This is a genomic window from Kaistella chaponensis (assembly GCF_900156725.1).
GTDB lineage: Bacteria > Bacteroidota > Bacteroidia > Flavobacteriales > Weeksellaceae > Kaistella > Kaistella chaponensis.
This window is the reverse complement of record NZ_FTOI01000013.1, coordinates 56,380-77,443: the sequence shown is the minus strand read 5'-3', so window position 1 is coordinate 77,443 and position 21,064 is coordinate 56,380. Positions and strand designations below refer to the sequence as shown.

Annotated in this window: 20 protein-coding genes; 18 read left to right on the top strand and 2 right to left on the bottom strand. The window is 32.9% G+C overall.

Annotation, left to right across the window (positions count from 1 at the left end):
* The first annotated feature begins 97 nt into the window (after positions 1-97).
* A complete protein-coding gene (locus tag BW932_RS12260) occupies positions 98-973 on the top strand; it encodes a hypothetical protein (RefSeq protein WP_076387988.1) in 876 nt (291 codons plus the stop codon).
* A 12-nt stretch (positions 974-985) separates the two neighbouring features.
* Here BW932_RS12260 and BW932_RS12255 read toward each other — a convergent pair whose 3' ends face one another.
* The gene (locus BW932_RS12255; RefSeq protein ID WP_076387986.1) at positions 986-1,951 is read right to left on the bottom strand and encodes a restriction endonuclease; all 966 of its coding nucleotides are present in this window, start codon (positions 1,949-1,951) and stop codon (positions 986-988) included.
* Positions 1,952-1,968: 17 nt separating this feature from the next.
* Positions 1,969-4,974 carry an Eco57I restriction-modification methylase domain-containing protein gene (locus BW932_RS12250; RefSeq protein ID WP_076387984.1) on the bottom strand — a complete coding sequence of 1,002 codons (3,006 nt, stop codon included), beginning with the start codon at positions 4,972-4,974 and terminating at the stop codon, positions 1,969-1,971.
* Positions 4,975-5,723: 749 nt separating this feature from the next.
* On the opposite strand from BW932_RS12250, the gene BW932_RS12245 reads away from it, so the two are divergent.
* From BW932_RS12245 to traN, 17 genes are all read left to right on the top strand, one after another.
* Entirely contained in the window at positions 5,724-6,908 is a 1,185-nt protein-coding gene (locus BW932_RS12245) for a hypothetical protein (protein WP_076387982.1), read from the top strand.
* Positions 6,909-6,950: 42 nt separating this feature from the next.
* Positions 6,951-7,304 (top strand): hypothetical protein, encoded by a 354-nt coding sequence (locus tag BW932_RS12240; RefSeq protein ID WP_076387980.1) that lies wholly within the window; start codon positions 6,951-6,953, stop codon positions 7,302-7,304.
* Entirely contained in the window at positions 7,301-8,797 is a 1,497-nt protein-coding gene (locus tag BW932_RS12235; protein WP_076387978.1) for a relaxase/mobilization nuclease domain-containing protein, read from the top strand. The genes BW932_RS12240 and BW932_RS12235 overlap by 4 nt, the downstream gene beginning before the upstream one ends.
* Positions 8,798-8,809: 12 nt before the next feature.
* Positions 8,810-9,460, top strand: a complete 651-nt coding sequence (locus BW932_RS14255; protein ID WP_076387976.1) for a ParA family protein — start codon at positions 8,810-8,812, stop codon at positions 9,458-9,460.
* 40 nt (positions 9,461-9,500) lie between these two features.
* Positions 9,501-10,043, top strand: a complete 543-nt coding sequence (locus BW932_RS12225) for a hypothetical protein (protein WP_076387974.1) — start codon at positions 9,501-9,503, stop codon at positions 10,041-10,043.
* Positions 10,044-10,105: 62 nt separating this feature from the next.
* On the top strand, positions 10,106-10,399 hold the full coding sequence (locus BW932_RS12220; protein ID WP_245820740.1) for a DUF4134 family protein: 294 nt from the start codon (positions 10,106-10,108) through the stop codon (positions 10,397-10,399).
* A 77-nt stretch (positions 10,400-10,476) separates the two neighbouring features.
* A complete protein-coding gene (locus BW932_RS12215; RefSeq protein ID WP_313501102.1) occupies positions 10,477-10,695 on the top strand; it encodes a hypothetical protein in 219 nt (72 codons plus the stop codon).
* Positions 10,696-10,781: 86 nt separating this feature from the next.
* On the top strand, positions 10,782-13,847 hold the full coding sequence (locus BW932_RS12210; protein WP_076387968.1) for a TraG family conjugative transposon ATPase: 3,066 nt from the start codon (positions 10,782-10,784) through the stop codon (positions 13,845-13,847).
* The gene (locus BW932_RS12205) at positions 13,834-14,490 is read left to right on the top strand and encodes a hypothetical protein (protein WP_076387966.1); all 657 of its coding nucleotides are present in this window, start codon (positions 13,834-13,836) and stop codon (positions 14,488-14,490) included. The genes BW932_RS12210 and BW932_RS12205 overlap by 14 nt, the downstream gene beginning before the upstream one ends.
* Before the next feature lie 16 nt (positions 14,491-14,506).
* Positions 14,507-15,184, top strand: a complete 678-nt coding sequence (locus tag BW932_RS12200) for a hypothetical protein (RefSeq protein ID WP_076387964.1) — start codon at positions 14,507-14,509, stop codon at positions 15,182-15,184.
* Positions 15,185-15,193: 9 nt separating this feature from the next.
* A complete protein-coding gene (locus tag BW932_RS12195) occupies positions 15,194-15,868 on the top strand; it encodes a hypothetical protein (protein ID WP_076387962.1) in 675 nt (224 codons plus the stop codon).
* Positions 15,869-15,903: 35 nt separating this feature from the next.
* Positions 15,904-16,728, top strand: a complete 825-nt coding sequence (locus BW932_RS12190; RefSeq protein WP_084566518.1) for a hypothetical protein — start codon at positions 15,904-15,906, stop codon at positions 16,726-16,728.
* Between the two features lie 3 nt (positions 16,729-16,731).
* Positions 16,732-17,955: a hypothetical protein gene (locus BW932_RS12185; RefSeq protein WP_076387960.1), complete on the top strand. Its 1,224-nt coding sequence runs from the start codon at positions 16,732-16,734 to the stop codon at positions 17,953-17,955.
* 51 nt (positions 17,956-18,006) lie between these two features.
* Positions 18,007-18,621, top strand: a complete 615-nt coding sequence (traK, locus tag BW932_RS12180) for a conjugative transposon protein TraK (protein WP_076387958.1) — start codon at positions 18,007-18,009, stop codon at positions 18,619-18,621.
* Positions 18,621-18,986, top strand: a complete 366-nt coding sequence (locus BW932_RS12175; RefSeq protein ID WP_143745558.1) for a hypothetical protein — start codon at positions 18,621-18,623, stop codon at positions 18,984-18,986. The genes traK and BW932_RS12175 overlap by 1 nt, the downstream gene beginning before the upstream one ends.
* Complete coding sequence (gene traM / locus BW932_RS12170) at positions 18,976-20,199, top strand: conjugative transposon protein TraM (RefSeq protein WP_076387956.1); 1,224 nt, start codon at positions 18,976-18,978, stop codon at positions 20,197-20,199. The genes BW932_RS12175 and traM overlap by 11 nt, the downstream gene beginning before the upstream one ends.
* Positions 20,192-21,061: a conjugative transposon protein TraN gene (traN, locus tag BW932_RS12165; protein ID WP_084566521.1), complete on the top strand. Its 870-nt coding sequence runs from the start codon at positions 20,192-20,194 to the stop codon at positions 21,059-21,061. Before traM ends, traN begins: the two co-directional genes overlap by 8 nt.
* Positions 21,062-21,064 lie beyond the last annotated feature (3 nt).

Here is a 21,064-nt window from a genome sequence, read left to right as displayed (position 1 = left end):
GTTTCCCACATTCCAACAAAATTTTAACAATGACAACAATAAATTATTAACAAAAAACTCTACTTTTGAGTGTGCCTAAGATGGGTGAGATTACATAATGACAAATTTATTTCCAAAAGAAAATGAAATAGTTACTTTAAAAAATGAGTATAAAATTTTACTGAAAACACTTTTCTCAACAATTAATATAATTGAAGAAAAGAACACAGATGATAATAGATGGTTTGTGTTTTCTGAAAAAGTTGCAAGAAAATTCTTAAATCAAGCCCACAGCATTGATTTACTTTTCTCGAATGGAATATTTATAAATGAAGAAAGACTAATTGATTTTTCTTCATTATTTTCATTACTGAGAAACCAATTTGAGAATTATGCCGTTTTTTATCATCTATTTGTAGATCGAAAATGTGAAATGGAAGAGAAAATACTTCGTTTTAGATTATGGGAATTAGATGCAATAAAATCCCGACAAAATTATAAGAGAGATAATGAATTTAAAGTGGATAGGGATCTACAATTGGAAAAAGAAAAGTTAGAATGTATAGAAATTATTAAGATTATTCCATTATACAAAAACTTAACAGAGAGAAACCAGAACTATTTGATAAATTCTGCATGTTGGAAGTTTACATCTGAATCTCTCCAAAATAAAGATTCTAATAAAAAGAAAATTTCTATTAATCAGATAATTATGAATACAGGAATTAAAGAAAACACTTTCAAAGATTGGTATTCCTATTCATCCACTCATATTCACACCTCTTATTGGAGCGTTATACAGAATAATAGTTTGACTGATCGAGAAAAAGCAGTAGCAGAATATTTAGCAGTAACGCAAGCAAATTTATTAACTGCATTTTTAATTAACGATCTTCATAAAATATATAAAGTTGGTAACGAAGGATTTGCTGGACTGCCTCAATCTGTGCAGAATATTGTTCAGGAATATCAAACCCAATTTAAAAACACCTAGCAAATTTGTATGTTAAAGGAAATCCATTTTATCCGTACTTGGATCATATTTGGCGATGACTTGTAATTTAACAGGTACGTCATTTGAGGAGTCGAAAAAATGTACATTGTTTTCCTTATCTATAATTATTTCTCCCTTTAATTTCTTGCTCTCATCAGTAAAAGTTTGAGTAAATGCCTTAATATTTTTGTTGTTGGAATTGAGTAAAACTTTATTATCTGTTTTAATTGCAATCTCGTCACATCTAAAATTGACAAATCCCTTAATTTGATTTAAAAATATTTTCTTTTCATCGTAAAAAAAGTAAACTCCTTCGCACGTAACTACAAAAGGTTCTGCCTGGATAACATTTTTGTTTCGCAACCAATGAAAAAATGCTGAGTAACCAAATGCACTCCATATTGGTTGTAAACCTTGCCGAATAATTTCACTAAAATTATAAGTTGTATCCGATTCAGCAGCAAATATCTCAAAATCCAAATGTTTTAGATTTATTTTTTCTTCACTAATTTCTTGAATCAATTCAGTACAACAATCGAGAGATTCAATTGTATAGCCCGTAAAGACAGGAACAAATTTTTTCAGTGGAATAAAAAAAATTTCATCCGAATTCTTCTCAACCTCTTCCAAATTATAAAGCTCAATTCCGAAATTTTTTGCAGCAGCAAATGCTTCCCTCTGAAAACCCTTTTTAGAAACGATTATTTTTTTATTGATTTCTGGAATTCTTAAACATTTGGAATGAAATGCTTCCACCACAGAAGCTGAAACTTTCGATTTATATTCTTTACATTCGATGGCTATTTTAACATTGTAACCATTTATATTAGATTCGATAAATATATCTAACTCTCTTTTATTGCCATCAGTATTCTCAATTTTATAATTACTGTGAATTACTGTCTCATTATTAGTCTTATAAACTTCTTCTATAATTCTAACCAATTTTTCTAGATCTTTACCTCTATTTGTTTCCATGCCTCTCAATTAGATTTTCAATTCTCCACAATGCCAATCTCCTCCTCACTCAACCCATAAAGCTCATAAACCATTTGATCTATTTCCTTATCTGTACTTGCAATTTTAGATTGTATTTCTAAAGCTTTGCTTTTTTCTTGGTCAAAATAGTCTGCCCATTCTGCTTCTTCGGAAAGGGTAAGTTTTATTTTTTGTTTGCTTAATTCTTTGATAAAATCTGCATAAGAGAGATTATACCAATCTTGCAGTTTTTTGGTTAAGTTTAAATTCTCAAATTTCCTTTCGCAGGTTCTTTGGAATTTTGCGGAAATTTCTTGGAGCGTTTTATTGAGAGAAAGCATTTCATCTGCTTTTTCGATGAAGGGTTTTTGAAATTCTGGGGAAGTGTTTCTTATTGGAAAGTCCTTGAAATGTTGCAACTTTACTTTTGGAAATAAATCATCAAATTCAGAATACTTATTTTTAAAGTAAAAGAATATCAATTTTGATCCAAGGATAGACAGAATATATTTAGGAGCAATTTCATCAATTAAGAACCTTGCAATAAAGACACTTTGATCAATTATAAAGTGGTCTTCCAAAAATGTAACTAATAACTTTTCTTTACCTGGAATTTGTCTTAAAACAATCCTATTTCCCTCAAAAAAATCCTTTTCTCTAGGTTCTGCAAGCCAATTTCCATAACTGATGTATGAATCATTTTGCCATTGGTAAGAATAAAACCCAACATTTTTACCTCGTAAATATGGAACAAATGTATTATCCTTTTTAGTATTTGACTGATATGGATCTTCAGCAATAATCTCTTTTGTATGTCCAACTCTTTTATGATAAACTCCAACACCTCTTCCAATTTTACAGAATGTATTTAATTTTTTCTTATTTGATTCAATTTTATTTATAAGGTTTAGAGTATCTCTATCTGAAAAGATATCTATAGTATGGTTTGGATTGTCAATAAAATCATTTTGCTCGGAAAAATGATTAAATATAAACTCATTATTTTCAAGTTGAAATATTTTAATTTTGGAATTAAATTTTTTTGTATTTTCAACATTAAGAATTATTGTATCAACATTCGCATCGCTAAAAACACCACTCGGAGTATTCGCAATCTCAATAATAAAAAAATTGTTTAAAATGTATTTTCTTACATCTTTTAGAAACAAGTTATTTAACCACGAATTTGGAATAATGTAACTTCCTTTTCCTTTATTTTTCAGGATTAAATTTAATTTCTCTAAAAAAAGAATATAAGTATCAATTTGGTAAATCGCAGTTTTGTAATTGCTATAAAAATAGTCTTTCTCTGTTTTTTTAAAATTTAAACCCTTTGAATTTACATACGGTGGATTTCCGATCACCACATCAAATCCACCTTTAGCAAAAACCTGTGGAAACTCTTCCTTCCAATTAAATGCTTTTTCTCCGGCAACTTCTGGATCGTCTATTAAAGAATTTCCACACTTGATGTTGTTGTTCAAACTGTTTAGTTTTCGGTTGGGTTCTGCAGTTCGCAACCAAAGTGAAAGTTTTGCAATTTCTACAGATTCTTCATTCAAATCAACCCCAAAAAGATTGTGTTCTAAAATACTTTCGCTGTGATAAGAAAATATAATAGGAACATTTCTGAGTTTTGCTTCAAGTTCATCGATGTATTGGTGTTCTTTAATTAAAAAATTCAATGCTTCATTCAGAAATGCTCCAGAACCACACGCAGGATCTACGATGGTAATTTGCAACAACCAAGCTCTGTACTCATCTAACTTATTGAGCAGATTTTTAAGGGTTTTCTGTTGTCTTTTTTTATCGCTGGAATATTCTTCCTCTACAATTTCGAATTCGGTTTTCTTTTCTTCGCATAATTTACCCACCGTATTTTCTACAATGTATTTGGTAATGTATTTTGGCGTGTAGAAAACGCCGTCTTTCTTGCGTTTGGATTTAGACTTGTCAATTTCCTGTCCTTCTAATTCTGCTTTTATTTCATCAATTTCATTCAAAGAATTTTCGAAAATATGACCGAGAATATTTACATCTACTTCACTTGCAAAATCATATTGAGAGAGTTTATAGGTGTGTTCATACAAGATTTTATCATCAATTTTAATATGATCCAGAATTTCATCTTCTTTAAATAAACCACCATTGTAAGCATAAACTTCTGGATTTGAGCCCGAATTTAAATACTCGAAATTTTGTTTGTAACGGTCATAAAGCGGAAAGTAAGCATCTAAATCTTTCAACTTATTCCAATCTCCAATTATTTTTCTAATGTAATTTGGTGGCAATAAACCTCGGTCTTCTCCAAAAAAAAGAAAAAGCAAGCGATCCAATAATTTTTGCGATTTCTGAAAAAGTATTAGTGGATCATATTCCGGATTAAGCTGCGTTAAGTTTTGAAATAATTCCCTTTTGAAAACCGAATAATCTTTGTACAATTTTTTCGTGATGATGTCTTCTTGGTTCAGCGATTCATCTTTTAGTTTTTTTGGAATATCATTTTTAATATTTTCAAATGCCAAAATGAGATACATTAAATTGAACTGATCTTGCGATAATTCAAAGAGATTAAACTCTATATTTTCAATGGCATTATCTACATAAAACCTCAATTTTTCGAAGTTAGAAGTAATAACATATTTGCAATTTTCCTGATTATTTTTGTACCCAAAAGCTTGATCCTCAATTTTGGATAAATCTGTGGTATTTGTTCCTTTCAGCTCAATGATTGCAATAACTTTATCATTAATGATAATGGCTCCGTCTGCTTTCTTACTGTCCTTTATATTCTTGTATTCTGTAGTAAGGTTAAAGTTGTGTGCAGGATTAAGTTGATATCCTAAAATAGAAACAAACAAGTCTCTCAGAAAACCTTCTTGATATTGTTCTTCTTTACTATTTCTGATGTTTGCCTGAATAACAGGATTGTGAAAATGCGCACGAAATAAATCCCATTGTGTAATGAGATTTTCAGGATTTTGAGTTTGAAGATATTTGGAAAGAATCGTTTTCTGGAACATATTTAAAATTAGACAATAAAAATAAACAATTGATTTCCTTTCGGCAAATTAAGTTTGAAAATAAAAAATCTTTAAAGTTTGTTAAATTATTAAATCAAAAATCCAATTCAGTATTCCAACCTACATAAATTAATATAGGGTCATTTAGAAAATTCTATCCTTTTATTGTTGAAACCTGCGCAAATCAAGCACAGGTATTTTTCTTAAACTTGCGTAATTTAAACATAGATGCAAATTATTGAATGCGTAAATAAACTGTAGGTTATTGCGTAAAATAAACAAAGGTCAGTTCCAAAACCTAGGTAAAATAGTAACAGCACCTGCCTAAATTAAATATAGGTTTCCAATTAACCTGCGTAAAATAGCGCTACGCCAATTTCTTTTCTTTTTTAAAAGCAATCGTTTCTAACTTGATATAAATCAATTGTTTATCAGTTTTATAAATAGTTTTTCAAAACTCTTAAAAATAAAGTGGTTTTGAATAGCAAGATGTGTCTTTGTACCCACAACTTTTCAAGTTGGGTTACAAAGACGAATCTTGCCTTTTTGCAAAAGGGGAAAAAACTTCGGAACTCGTTTTTTTTTGTGGAAATAGGAGGCAAATGCCAGAATAACCCAGATTACTCTTTTTTAGACTTTTTAATTCAAATCTGAACGCAGATTAATCGTTTTTAGCCCAAACCATTGATACAGTGTTGTTTCGTATGTGCTGATTCCTCAATTTTGTCCTGAAATTAAAAGTCAAAAATATGAATCGAATACTTTATTTTCTTTTGTGCTTAATTACCCTTTCATTACAGGGACAGGTCGGAATAAATACACAAAACCCGGAAACAACTTTTGAAGTTGTTGGAAAGCCAGATGATTTAAACCACTATGATGGCATCATTCCACCCAGAATTACCGGTGATCAACTAGCGGCAAAATTTTATTCTTCTACAAAAAAAGGAGCTATTGTATTCGTTACTTCAGTACCCAATAATCTTGCTGGTCAGGTAATTAATGTGGTGGTAGGAGGGTTCTATTATTTTGATGGAAACTTGTGGAAAGCATTTGAAGATGATACTCTTGAAGATGTAGTTGGACGGGGAAACTATTCTCCAAAATATATTTCATTTATCGGAAGTGCAGCAAATCCTTTACGAGATGGAGCTTTGGGAATGAATGAAAATACCTACTCCATGTATTTCGGAAATATGAATCCCAACCATACCGGAAATTACAATATAGGATTTGGTTATGGATCACTAGAAAACATTACAACTTCAACTTATTCAACCGCTATTGGAAGTTTTGCAGGACAAAAAACAACATCGGGTAATGCCAATTCTTTTTTTGGTGACGAAGCAGGAACTAATAATACAGTCGGACATAAAAATTCCCTGTTCGGAATGGCTGCAGCCTACCACAACAAAGTTGGAAGTTTCAATTCCATATTCGGTTACAAAGCAGGACAATTCAGAAATCTGGGCAACTATAATATTCTTATTGGGAATAGTGCAGGGTCATCAAGTGGTACAGAACCTGTCACAAATCTTGGGAACAATAATGTTTTTATAGGAACAGCAGCTGGTTTTGGCGAACTCAATCTTAATAACAAACTCATTATTCATTCCAATAATTCTCTCCGTGCAATTGATTATAACTCGGTAACATTGGACGGAGTTTTCATTAATCCAGGTTTAAGTTCTCTTTCGAATGCGTTGGTAACGGGTGATTTTTTAGAACGATGGTTTAAGTTAAATGGAAAATTAATAGTCAATCCATCGCAATTAGAGAGCGGAAATGAATACACTAAAATAATTGTTTCTAAAACAGATGGCACTTTTGGTTGGGAAGAAAAAAATTCACTGCTTTCAGTTCCAATTCCTCCAAATTCAGGTAACTATTTATTGAAATCAGTTAGTGGAGTTATGCAGTGGATCCCGGAATGATAGAAGGAAAAAAGGTTTAACAATTTTATTGTGCGATATAAAATGAGAGATGATACCGGTTCTATAAAATTTCGTATTGAGAAAGAAAAGAAGCAATTCTGGAAAAAGTTTTGCGATGAAAAGCAAATCACTTTAACCAGTTTTATTATCGATTCTGTAGAAAACAGGGTTTTCGATAATGAGCGGAAAGAGATTCTGGCATTCATGGAAAAGCAAGATAATTTATTTATAAAAATACAAACCAACATTAACCAAGTAGCCAGAATTGCAAACGGACAGAAATCTATAAGTGATGTCGAAATGGAAAAATTTACGAGTAAGATTATACAATTGACAACACTAAAAAAAGAGCAAAATAAAATTTTTGAAAAGATTTATTCAATGCTTGCGAAATGATCGTAAAAATTATGCTGGCGGCAGGTTCAAGTTTTCCCGGAGTGAATTACAACGAAAAAAAAATAAACGATGGAAAAGGAGAATTGATGATGATGAAAAACTTTCCTTCTTTCATTAATGGCTCAAGCGGTCAGCAACAAGTGAGAAATTATTTACGAGCCATTTCTATTGGAAATAAAAAGATAGTCAAACCTCAATTCCACGTCATGATTTCGACGAAGTTTAAGGAACATTCCAAAGAAGAACTTTCCGAAATCGCAGAAAACTTCATGGTTGAAATGGGATACGGAAAACAGCCTTTCACTGTCGTTTTTCACAATGATACTGATCATAACCATGTTCACATCGTTTCGACAAGAGTGGATAAGACAACTGGAAAAAAGATCAACGATAGTTTCGATAAACTAAAATCACAAGAAGCGTTAAGTAGAACACTTGAAAAACTGTACGATCTTAAACGCGATGAAGAACTTGAAAAATTATTGAATTATAAAATCAGCACGATCAACCAACTGGAAACTCTGCTTGAAAGAAGTGATTTTATTTTGATTAAAAACAAACTGGATGATAATGCCTTTGATGTCCTAAAGAACGGAGTGACAAGAAAGACGATTAATATCAACAATATAAACTTTGGGAAGAATAAGAATGACAGCAGGAAAAATCAGATAAAAGCAATCTTATTGAAGTATAAAGATATTCATTCAAACAAGGTGTTTAAGGTTGAAGACAGGAGAAAACAAAAATCAGTATTACCTGCAATAAAAAATAAATTGGGAGAAAATGAACTCAAAATAAAGTTAGAATTTGAAAGTGAACTGCAGCAGAAACTGAGACAATTATTTGGAATAGACCTCGTGTTTCATCATAAGGATAATCATCAGCCATTTGGATATTCGTTGATCGATCATAAATCCGGGAAAGTCTATAAAGGAAGCGAGATATTAAAAATGAGTGAACTATTTGAGTTTACCGAAGAGAAAGTTGATAAGCGTTTATTCGAAGTATTGAAAGATTTTGCTATTCCGAATAAAGAATCAAAATTGATTTTATTGGAAATTTTTAATAAAAATAATCTGGAAGCGAACCTGCAAGATTTTATGCTTTTTGAAAACAGAGTTAAGAAAGATCTTGAAACTTATAGAGAAATCCAGAGCGAAGTTAGAGATCATTTAAGAAATAATACAGACAAAAAGAATGATGAAGATAAGGTTTCGATTATAAAAAGTGTAAGTAGACAAATCTATGCTATTAGCACAAAACACCATTTTGTTGGTGAATTAAAGAGTTTGATAGGAGAGAAAGAATATCGAGGATTTTTAAATTCAGAAATGGGAAGTGGTGAGAAATCAGGATCACAATCCGAAAAAAATTCCAGAGGAGAAGTGATGAAAGCAGTAGATGAAATGCTATTTGAAATAATGAAGATTTCTGGAACCGCAAAAGATCCCGGCGAAAACGAACTCAACAGGAAAAGAAGAAAACGGAAATAAAAAAAACTACCAATGATAATCACTTTTGCAACTCAAAAAGGAGGTACCGGAAAAACGACCCTTGCAATCACTTTTGCAAATTACGTTTCGACAATCTCTAAAAGGAAAATAAATGTTTTCGATTTTGATTATCAAAAGTCATTTTACCAGAAATGGAAAGAGGATGAATTATTGGATCTGCCCAAGTTATATGATGTTGAAATTATAGGCGATGTAGTAGAGCAGCCTTTTTCAGATTTCGAAACGATATTGGATTTAAAAGATAATGATGATGTCAACCTTTTTGATCTCGCCGGAACGCTCGATGCAAAATACAGTGATCTATTGATTTATAGTGATTTTATCATCATTCCATTTGAGTATTCAGATGTTTCTGCAAAATCAACATTGGTGTTTGTAAATTTTTTAGGAATGCTGGAAAGTCAGGCAGAACGGGTTTTCATTCGATCAAAATATGACAAAGGTTATAAATATTTAAATCAGGAAGGAATGGATGCTGAAATCAATAAATATGGAAAACTCATCAAAAGTCCAGTGTTTAAGAGAAACTGTCTGCAAACCATTAATACCAGACAACTGAACTATGAACAGAAATATGCGGTTAGAAATTCATTTAATGAACTAATTACCTATATCAATGAGACCCTGGATACCGATATTTAATCCAATAATTCACTATCAATCATTAGAAAAATTTTTGAATATGACAAAATTCTTAATCATCCTTATCGCGCTTTACTTCCTCTACTATATCGGAAATATCGTGTACGATCTATTCGTGAAAAAGGAAACTACTTTAGTTACCGAGGAAATTGATGTCTTTTCGCTGGTAGAATTTGAAGAGCAAAATAGAGATGCAGTAACAACCGTCGGAATAGAAGATGTAGAAAATCTGAATACGCCGAAATCATTTAACAAAAAAGAGTTTCCAGTTGACATTGAAATTTCGGAAGAAAGAGAAGATATAGAAGTTTGGAGACGAAGATTTGAATCGGAGCAAAATATAGATTCTTTTGATTTAGATGCTGTAGAAAGCGGAGTTGTGCACAATGTTACTAATGATGTAACTGCTGCAGAAAATAATGAGCCAGAATTTGTGGATCAAGTAAATACTGAAGACACAAACAAGATTCTTCGCAAAATTAACAAAGAGAAGTGGTACCAAATGTTGAATGATGCAGAAACTACGGTGCAAATGATTTCGAATGCAAACGGTCATAAAGTCTATCAGGCAGTAGGAATTTAAAAACACAAAATTAAACCTTAAATATTTAAAAAAAGATGAATCAAAATTTGAAAAAACACAAAATGATGAAAAGAAGTTTGACTGCGTTTGTAGTACTCTTTTCCTTGAGTACTACGTTTGCGCAATCTGGTGGAAGTGCTGCATTGGGTGCAGCCGCAACTACAATTTCAGGATATATCAATGATCTTGGATTACTGATTTATGCTATTGGTGCTATTGTAGGAACGGTTGGTGGAATCAGAATTTATAACAAATGGACGAACGGTGACCAGGACATCAACAAAGAGATTGTTGGTTGGGGTGGCGCGTGTATTTTCCTACTGTTAGTTCCAACCTTCATTGCGGCAATATTCTAGTGGGGTACTTTCTTTATAAGGGGCTTAAAAAACCCCTTATATTTTTCGGTCTGAAAGACAAGTACATCTACTATGCAATGAGTTCAGCCGTCGGCGGACTGGTCACCATCGCAATTCTATCTTCATTATTCGGGATTTTTGGAATGCTCATCGGAGGAGCAATTGGAGGAACGGGTATTTTTCTGAGTTATAAAACACAGGATTCTAAAGGGCTTTATAACAAAACAAAAAACGAAGAAGAATTACACATCATGCCTATCAAATTCAAAAATGTAAAACTTTTAGCAAAAAAGTAGAATATGAAATCGCCCATATCAAATCTGAATACAAACTCCGATTAAGACGATAACATATGACCTTTAAAAATAATAAATATCTACGTATGAAACTAAAGAAAAAGACATTTGAGATTCCTTTTATCGGCTATGATTACGGGAAAGACAACAAATGGAAATTTGATGCGCTTATTGGACAGTTTGGAAATCCAATAATTGGAATTCAGATCAAAAACAATGTGGAACAGTATTCTGCGGATCCTGATTCTTATCTTCAATTTCATACCATTTTAAACCAGGTTGTTGCAATCATTGGGGAAAATCATATCGTACAGAAAATTGATATTTTCAGCAAACAAAAGTATGTTGCAGAAAAATCCACAGAATTTTTACAAGATAAATATTCTAAACATTTTGACGGAAGATTATTTAAAACAATTGACACGCTTTTGCTTTTTACTGATATTGTAGATCAGAACAACAAGAAAAATACCTACAAATATTCGGCAAAAGCTTATAAAGTTCTGCGTGATAAATGTCTGAAGATTTTTATGCTGCTGTCTCAGCACGAATGTGATCCGCAATTTCTGAAAGAGAAAGATTTCGATTATTATATCAACGGTGTTCTTACGATGAACTTTTCCAAAACACCATCATTTAATAATATAAAAGCTGGCAGCGATCATTTAATTATTGGAACTCAGTTCGTAAAAACAATCAGTTTTGTGGATGTTGAGAAAATTGAATTGCCTTCTGAAATTGAGACCTATTCTTATTTAGGTGGAAATGGTTCTGCATCGGAAACTGCGGTAGATAATTTTTCTTTTATCAATGAATTGGAAGATTATAAAACCATTGTTTATAATCAAATTATTTCTATTCCACAGCAAGCTCCGAAACAACGGGAATTAGAAAAAAAGAAGAAAAAACACGAAGGTGTAGCCAATAATTCTCCGACGAATGCCATTGTTGCAGAGGAAATAGATGAACTGTTACACAGTATTGCAATGGACGGTCAACTTATTGTAGACGCTCATTTTTCAATATCCCATTCCACAGATTCTTTGGAAAAAATGGAAGAAACCCAATCCTTGATTGAGAATAAACTGTTCATGAAAGGAATTATTGTTTCGCAAAATTCCTATAATCAATTAGAACTTTTTCGCTGTTGTATTCCAGGAAATGCAGTGGAATTAAAATCTTATGATCTTTTTACAACGACTAGCGAAGCAGCGGTTTGTTTTTTTTTTAAAGAAAGTTACCCCGTGAACGAAGATTCTAATTTCTATCTGCGATTTACTGATAGACAAGGCGTCCCATTAAAAATAGATCCTTCAGATTTACCAATGAAAACCGGCAGAATAAATAACAGAAATAAGTTTGTACTTGGTCCGTCCGGTTCTGGTAAATCTTTCCTGATGAATAATATCGTGGAGCAATACCTCACTTACAATTATGATGTAATCATTGTTGATACGGGAGACTCTTATTCCGGACTTTGCGCGTATAAAGGTGGAAGGTATATTCAATACACGGAAGAAAAGCCAATTACGATGAATCCATTTCTAATGGATAAGGATGAATTCAATATTGAAAAAATAGAATTCTTAACCAATCTAATTTTCCTGATTTGGCAGGGTGCAGATTCCACGATGAGTTCTACACAAAAATCCATTTTAGATAATGTTTTGATGTCTTATTACCACCAGTTTTTTAATGGAGGAACTGATTGGTTTGAAAATAAAACTTCAGAAGAATTATTTCAATACCTGCGAAAATATAATATTCATGAAGAGGATATTGTTGCAGAATACGAACAGGATTTAAAGGAAAATCAAACCTATTACGATATTTTGGAAATTATGTTTGATGCAAGTCCGAAAGACATTCGAGAGAAAGGACGGAAATTAATTCAGTTGTATCATCCAGATAAAAACGCTAATAATCCTGATTATGATTCGTCAAAATTTTTTAAAGTCTTTGAAGCGTATGAAACTTTGAATGATGAAGAGCGAAGAAAGATCTATGACGAAACTCAACTTATTATCACTAAGACAAAATCCATTATTAAACGCCCTGAAAATAGTGATGAGTGGCACTATGGGATTAGAAATGCTTTGATAAAAAAAATCATAGAATTGGAGGAGAAACTATCTGTTTTGGAATTATCCTTCAATAGTTTCTATGAATATTGCGATCAATTCTTACCAATTTATTTAAATAATAAAAAGCACAAAATAGATGAAACTGAATTTAAGCTGCGCACATATCTTTTCGTTCTAAAGGATTTTTACAAAGGAGGAAGATACGGAACTACCTTAAATGAAAATGCAGACAATACTTTGTTTGATGAGCCATTTATCGTCTTTGAAATTGATAATGTAAAAGACAATCCCAAATTATTTCCAATCGTTACGCTCATCATAATGGACACTTTTATCCAAAAAATGCGCTTGCGAAAAGATAGAAGAAAAGCATTAATTATTGAAGAAGCGTGGAAAGCAATTGCTTCTAAATTAATGGGTGGATATATTTTATATCTGTACAAAACGGTAAGAAAGTTTTGGGGAGAAGCCGTTGTTGTTACCCAGGAGTTGGATGATATCATTGGAAACACTGTGGTAAAAGATTCTATCATTAATAATTCTGACACATTCATTCTACTGGATCAAACAAAATTCAAGGATAATTTTGATAAAATTGCTTCGCTGCTTTCTTTAAATAAAGTGGAACAGAATAAGATTTTTACCATTAATAATTTGAACAATAAATTCGGAAGAAGCAGATTCAAAGAATTTTATATCAAGCGCGGATCCAAGGGAGAAGTTTATGGAAATGAAGTTTCACTCGAACAATATCTAACCTACACCACAGAAAAACCCGAAAAAATTGCCATAGAATATTACGCAGATCACTGTCAAAATTACGATGAAGCACTTCAATTATTTGTCAGAGATTTTTCGATTCTTGATGATAAAATGGAAAATATGGTTGGCTTAGTTAATCTTTATCAACAACCATTGGATAAGGATGTATTTGAATACTACAATCATGTAAAAGAACAAAACAATCAACAAAACATTCTGAAAATAATTGGTCAAGAACTACTTGATAGACAAATGAATTTCAAAGATCTCCTTCAATCTAAAAAATTTGAATATGAAAAAGTTTAGTGTCTCTATATTCTTATTGGTCGGGAGTTCTGCCTTTGCGCAAAACACGTACATCGATGTGACTACCACACTCGCTCTTAAATTATATTCTGATAATTTAGAAAATCAACAGGAAAAAACGATTGAGCAACAGACCAAATTACAGCAGGCTCAAACTTGGGTCAGCACACAAATGGCGGTCGCAAATAATATTCAAAATAAAGTATTAAAAGGTTTAAATGAAGTATCTGGAACTTTAAAAAATGGAGTACAGGTTGTGAGTATTTATAATGATTTAGACCGATGTTTACAATATTCAAGCGATATTTTAGAATTGACAAGTGACAAACCTCAATATGCAGTTTTTGGTGTTAAGGCAACCCAAAAAGCATATGAGCAGGTCATAAAATTGACCACCGATGTAACTGACCTATTAAAACCTGGAGAATTAAATCTTGCGACAGCAGGTGATCGGTACAAACTGCTTTTTTCAGTTTCACAAAATGTTACGATGCTCAAAATCTGGTTGCTTGCCACAAAACTAAATATTGAGCGGGCAATCAGATTGGGTTGGTTTCAATCAATCAATCCTTTTCAAGGCTACATCAATACAGACAGAAGTATTGTTGAAAATATCATGTGGACTTACAAAAATAGATTTTAAACGTAAAAAGTAAGCCATGAAAAAGAGATTGATTCTTTCCATTATTTTACCTGCAGTTTACGTGGTTTTAACATCTTCGGGTGGGAATACAACTCCGCCATGGCAAAAAGAAAACGTGTCTTTTCCAATGATGAATCAAGAGATCCGTCATACCATGGAAGAGAACGACCGACAAAAAACGATGAAAAATCGACAGGATATTAATTTGACCACTGAAGTAGTAAACAAAAAGCAGTGGGAAAAATTTAAAGAAACCACGACCAAAATTCAGGAGAGATTACGACTGGTGGATTTTGCCATGCAAGCCATTCCTACAGGTTATGCCATTTTTTTGGAAAGTCAGAAAATACAAGATATTCAAACGAAAATTATTACTGAAATCGAAACTGCTCCTTATTCTTTGGTTGTGGTATTACCTGCCCAAATCAAGTTTGTAGATGATATGCAAATGGTTGTGAGATTACTTTCAGGTATCGTGATTTCTTACGGCGCTATAAACCAAATGGAGAAAGCAGAAAGAAAATTATTACTGGAATACGCATTGGGAGAAGTGACAAACTTGAGAAGAGATTCTCTTTTCATGTTAATGAAAGTTCGAGATATAAAGCGAAAAGTGGAATGGACAAAATTTGTGATTCTTAATTATATCAATAAAGACAAACAGATTGTAGAACAGATCATCAGTCATTTTTAACTTGATTTTATGAAAAACATATTACTCTTTTCCATAATCGTTTCCATTGCTTTTTTAAAGTTGAACGCTCAAACTGTTGTCTATAATGATAAACTACTAATTCAATTAACCAAAAACCAAGCAGTGCGTTTGGCGAGCAATGAATCTTATTTAAACTCCTATGAAAAACAGAAGAAAACGTATGATGAAATCAATCAAAAGTTAGCACAAATCGTTGCCATTCAAAATTTCATTTATGACAAACTCACCAATGTAAATGCTGCCATAAGGCAGGGAAAGCAATTGTATTATTTGTCAAAAACCTTTGGCCAAATCGGCGTCAATGCAAATGATGTCTTGTCTCTCACTGCACAATATCCTGAATATGCCATTTTATTGAATAGATTTTACATCGGTGCAGCGCAGGAGCTTTTGAAAATGCAATCAGAACTAACGAATGATATTCTGCATGAAGAAAATGATTTTTTAATCGATCCTTATGACAGACAAATATTGATTCAAAACCTATCGACTAAGGCACAAATGATTAATGGGTATTTAATCTGCATAAAAATTAGACTGAAAAACGCTAAGAAAATTCCTTTTATCTATCAGATCCCAACCATTAATACGTATGTCAATTTAGATAGAATGATTGTGAAGGGAATTATCGAAAAGTACAAATTTATTCTATCACTAGACTAAATGATGCAGATCATTTCAAATAAAATTTAAACACAATGATGAAAAAAAAATTTATAAAAACATTTCTATTAGCACTTTTTTCCTGCACTACGGTTGGTGTCTTTGGACAAGTGAAAAAACTGAACGATCCTTCAATTGTTGCGCACAATAAGAGAATGGTGTTTGAATCTTGGGGAGATTTCCGACCCTATCCAAAATATTTTTTAGGGGTTCAAACCAATTTCGCTTATGCGACTGTTTGGGGTTGGCTCGCTCCAGCGAGAAATAGAGATTATAAAGACGGAGCAGATATCCGTCCATTAAAATCAACCGGTCTTGAAGTTCAAAGACTTGTCGAATTGGAATTACAAAGAAAAGAAGCGGAAAAAATTAAAATACAAGTAGATACTCTGTATACTAGAAATGTGCAGGATTTAGCACACTGGACTTCAGCAACTGTAGCAGCAGATCCACTATGGTTGCTCTATTATAAAAAAATGCTCAAACCTTTAAATGACTTTGCAGAGAAACCTCAAAATTATATTCAATGGCAATTAAAGGATGATAAAACTTATCAGAATATGTTGGCAAACGGTGGTATTGCGCACCTTGAAAAACAATTAGCACTACTTAAAGATCAATACAAAAATTCACGTACGATGGACATGCCCCGCGGAAAACGATTTCTGATGTACCATGAAACCCTAATCGGTTGGAGAAATTTTAAAAATCAGTTAAGGGCTTTTGATCAAAAAAATAATTTATTTCTCGACTATAAAAAATTGCTGACAATGTCAAAAACGAAATTAGGAACCGACTGGAATTCTGTAGATGTACAAATCGCGCAAAAAATAATGATTGAATACCATAATAAATTTTAAATCATGAAAAAACACTTAACTCTAATTTTCTGTATTGTCTTATTTCTTTTGCCGACAGTGGTGTTTGGACAAACAGGTGATACTGAAAGTTACAACAAACTACTACAATTTTTAAAAGGAGACGGCGCATTTGAAAAATGGTTTATGGAAGCCTTCACAAAATTAGATACTACAATGGCTGCACAATCTGCGGGTGCTGTAATGTTAGTACAAGCAATCGGTGGTTTTGGAGCATTGTGTTATATGGGTTATCTCGGTTGGCAAATGCAGGAAGGAGCAAGACCATGGGAGGTCACGCCAATGATTCGTCCGACAATTATTGCTTTTATATTAATGTATTGGGGTGCTTTCACAAGCATGATTCAATACCCACTACAATCACTTGCAGAACCAGGAATTGCGCTTTTTCAAGATATTGAGAAAGATGCAAATGATTTACGCGTAGAGCGGTTTAAAAAGCAAAATCAAATATTAGAAGTATTAATCAAAACGCAGGCAGAGGAAGAAGCAAAACAGGAAACTTTAGATAAACTGGAGAAAAAAGCAGACGACAGTTGGTTCGATATTGATGTGGACAAATTACTTGCACCTGCGAAAGAGTGGTACATGAAAATGGAATTTAAAATCCAGAAAACCCTATCTGAAATTATAGAAGCGGTGTCTTTAACAATACTTCGGGTTTGTACTTACCTTATTTTCTTTATTCAAAAAATATGGAGTTATGTTTTGTTGGTTTTGGGTCCCATTGCGATTGGAATGTCACTTATTCCGGGATTCGAAAATTCATTTAGTAATTGGGTCACCAAATTCATCAATATAAATCTCTACAGTTTCATCACTTACACGATCATTAATATTGGTCAACAACTCATCATGTCGGGTTATCAAATGGAACTAGATCGATACGCACTTATTATTGATTCAACGGGTGTTGCAGATATGAACACGCTTCGGGTTTATGTACAAAACAGCGGAATGATGTACACGGCGCTTTTTCCTTGTGTTGCTTACATCATAACCGGTATTGGAATTCTTATGGTTCCGTCAATCGCTGATTCAATTGTTTCCGCAGGCGGTGCTGGAATTATGAGCAAAGGTAAAGCAGCAGGAGGAACGGTTGCAAGCGTTGGAAGAGCAGCATCGGCAGCGGCCGCCGGTGGCGCAGCAGGTGCCATAACGGCTGCGAGAGAAATTGCAAAATCAGTAAATAAAATGAATAAAAAATAGGATTAAAACCAAATTTTTCAAACTTATTATCTAATCAGAAATCACTTTAAAATGCTTGTAAAAAATATAGAACAAAAAATAAAAATCAATAAAACGGTTTCGATAGCCTCAATTCTATTTGCTGTTTTGATCGTAATTGTTGGATTTGTTTTCGCCTATAAACTAGTCCAGGATTCCAGAAAATCACTTTATGTAATTGATAATGGTGTACCGATTTTAGTAAAACAGACTGATGAACTTCTAAACAGACCTGTTGAGTACAAATCTCAAATTGAATTGTTTCATCGCTTATTTTTCACACTTGCACCGGACGACAGATACATAAAAGAAAATGTTGAAAAGTCACTTTATCTCATTGATGATAGCGGAAAGAAAGAATACACCAATTTGAGAGAAAAAGGTTTTTATAATCAGATAATCTCGGGAAATTCTCTTGTTACAGTACGCAATGATTCGATAAAAATGGATTTAGCTAACAAAAAATTCATCTATTACGGCACTCAAATGATCAATAGGAAAAACAGTTTAATAATCAGAAAGTTAATTACGGAAGGAAATTTTGAAGATATGATCCGAAGTCCTAACAATCCGCATGGAGTACTATTGAGAAACTGGAGGATTTTAGATAACAGTGAATTGTCTAACAAAGCAAAATCTAATTACTAATGTTTACACTAAACTATAATTCAATTAAAGAAAATCTACTTCGACTGAAGGAGTGGATTTACATGCACCCGCAAAAAGTTTACCGGTATGTAATGGTTGTTTTGGTGATTTCTTTTGGGTTGATTTTCATTCAATATTACTTCTTTAAACCCAAGCTTTCTACCGTTAACAAGATTCCGACCATGTACACCGAAAGTGATCAGATAAAAGCTGACATGGACAAAAACGATCAAAAAATCAATGTGATTGTAAATGAACTGCAATCATTAAAAAAGAAAAGAGAAGGTGGTCCATTATCTAAAAATGACAGTCTACGGATAGAATACTTGTTCAACCAATATCAAAAATTAAAAAATGGACTTTAAGAAAATTAATTTTAAACAACCTAAATATATTTTCCCTCTGATACTATTACCGGTCATTTTATTTCTCGGATTTCAGACTACAAAATATATGGATAAAGAGAAACAACCAGAAGAAATATCTCAAGACTTGTCTCTGAATTTGGGCGAAACGCAGGATTCTATTCTTTCAAAAAACGCCGCCTATGACGATTTATTCCAGAGAGGAGATGGTCGATCTATGCTCGATGGTATTGATAAAGATGAAGACAGTTTGCAGAATTATTCTGAAAATCTGGACGACGCCCAGAAGCGCTACATAGATTCGCTAAAAATCGTACGAAGTCTGAATAACCGCGCCACTGGAAATGCGGGAAATGAATCGTATTACAGCCAAAAGTCTCAAAGAAATACGGATGAGAAAGATTTTCAACGTTCCGCAGAAATGATCAGGATGCTTAATAACGAAAGCAATGGAACTGGATTAAATGTGAATGCCAACTCTGCCAACCAAAATAGTTTCGAAACATCAAGAAATGAAGTGGAAAGTGATCCGGTAAAAATGTTGAAAAAACAAATGTTGATGATTGATTCTCTCGAAAAAGCAAAAGATCCAGAATATCAATCCGCGCTTGCGGCCGAAAATAAATTAAAAAAGAACAAAGAAAAGATGGCCGCTTTTCTTAATTCCACACTTCGCGTAGATAAATCGACGCTCAATCCAAGTTTCAATTCAATCGCAAAGCAAAACGGTGATAGTTTTATTAAAGCGGTGATAGACGAGAACAACAAAGGTTACTTGGGAAGCAGAATTAGATTTAGATTACTTGAAGACATTAATGTTGGAAAGCATAAAATAAATAAGGGAACTATCCTTTATGGTCAGATTTCAGGATTCTCCTTACAGCGCGTAAATCTCAATGTAATCTCCATTTTAAAAGACGGAAATATTTTGCCGGTCAATCTTTCAGTTTTTGATATGGACGGAATGCAGGGACTTTATATTCCGCAAAGTGACTTTCGGGAAATGCTCCGCGAAATGGGTAGTAATTCTGTTCAAGGAACTCAAATGGATAGCGGCGGAGAAAGTTTTTTTACGAGCCTTTTTTCCAGCTTATTCAGTTCAACTTCTAAAACTATCGCAAGCATGATACGGCAAAATAAAGCGAAACTGAAATACAACTCCTACTTATATCTTATAAATGACAAAGAACTTAAAAAAAACAACGATGATTAAAAATTCAATAAAGAACCTGATTTGTGGAATATTCCTTTTTTCTTCGGCATCAACTTTTGCCCAAACTGAAACAGCGGAAAGAAGAGTAACAGATCTTACCAATCTGGAAATTTCCAGGGGCGTGAGTCTTCATATCATTTCGCCTGAACCGATTCAGTTTGTGGATTTATCTACTAATAATTTAACGGGCGATTTGCCGGCAGAAAATATTGCAAGGATTAAAATAACTGAGGTGTCAGATTCAGATTCTCTTGCAACCAAAAGGGATATTGACATCGATGATTTGGGTGTCATCACTATTGTTTGTCAATCTTACATGGCGCAGTACAAAGTCAATTATTTAGATTTTAAAAGAGATGCAGTAACGAATATTCAAATACAGCCGGAAGATATGCAACCTCTAGAATATCCCAAAATGGCTTTCTCAAGTACTGAACTGCAGAAATTTTCGCTTAATATTCTGCGGCAAAAAATAGTAAACAAGCCAATGCGGGAGGTGAAGAGTTTAAAACTGACCATGCAGATTAATAATGTGTACGTCGTGAATGACTACATGTTTTTAGATATGACTTTCCTCAATTCGTCAAACTTAGGATACGATATCGACGACTTAAAATTTTCAGTAGAAGATAAAAAGATCTACAAGGCAACAAACAACCAAAGTATCGCATTAATTCCAGTTTACCAATTGTACAATCAGAAACAATTTAGAAAAAGTTATCGGAATATTTATGTTTTCAAAAAGTTCACTTACCCAAACAGTAAAGTGATGAAAATACGCCTATTGGAGGAACAATTGTCAGGCAGAGCCATAGAAATGACCGTTAAGTATTCCGATATTTTGAAGGCTGATACTTTTTAAAGG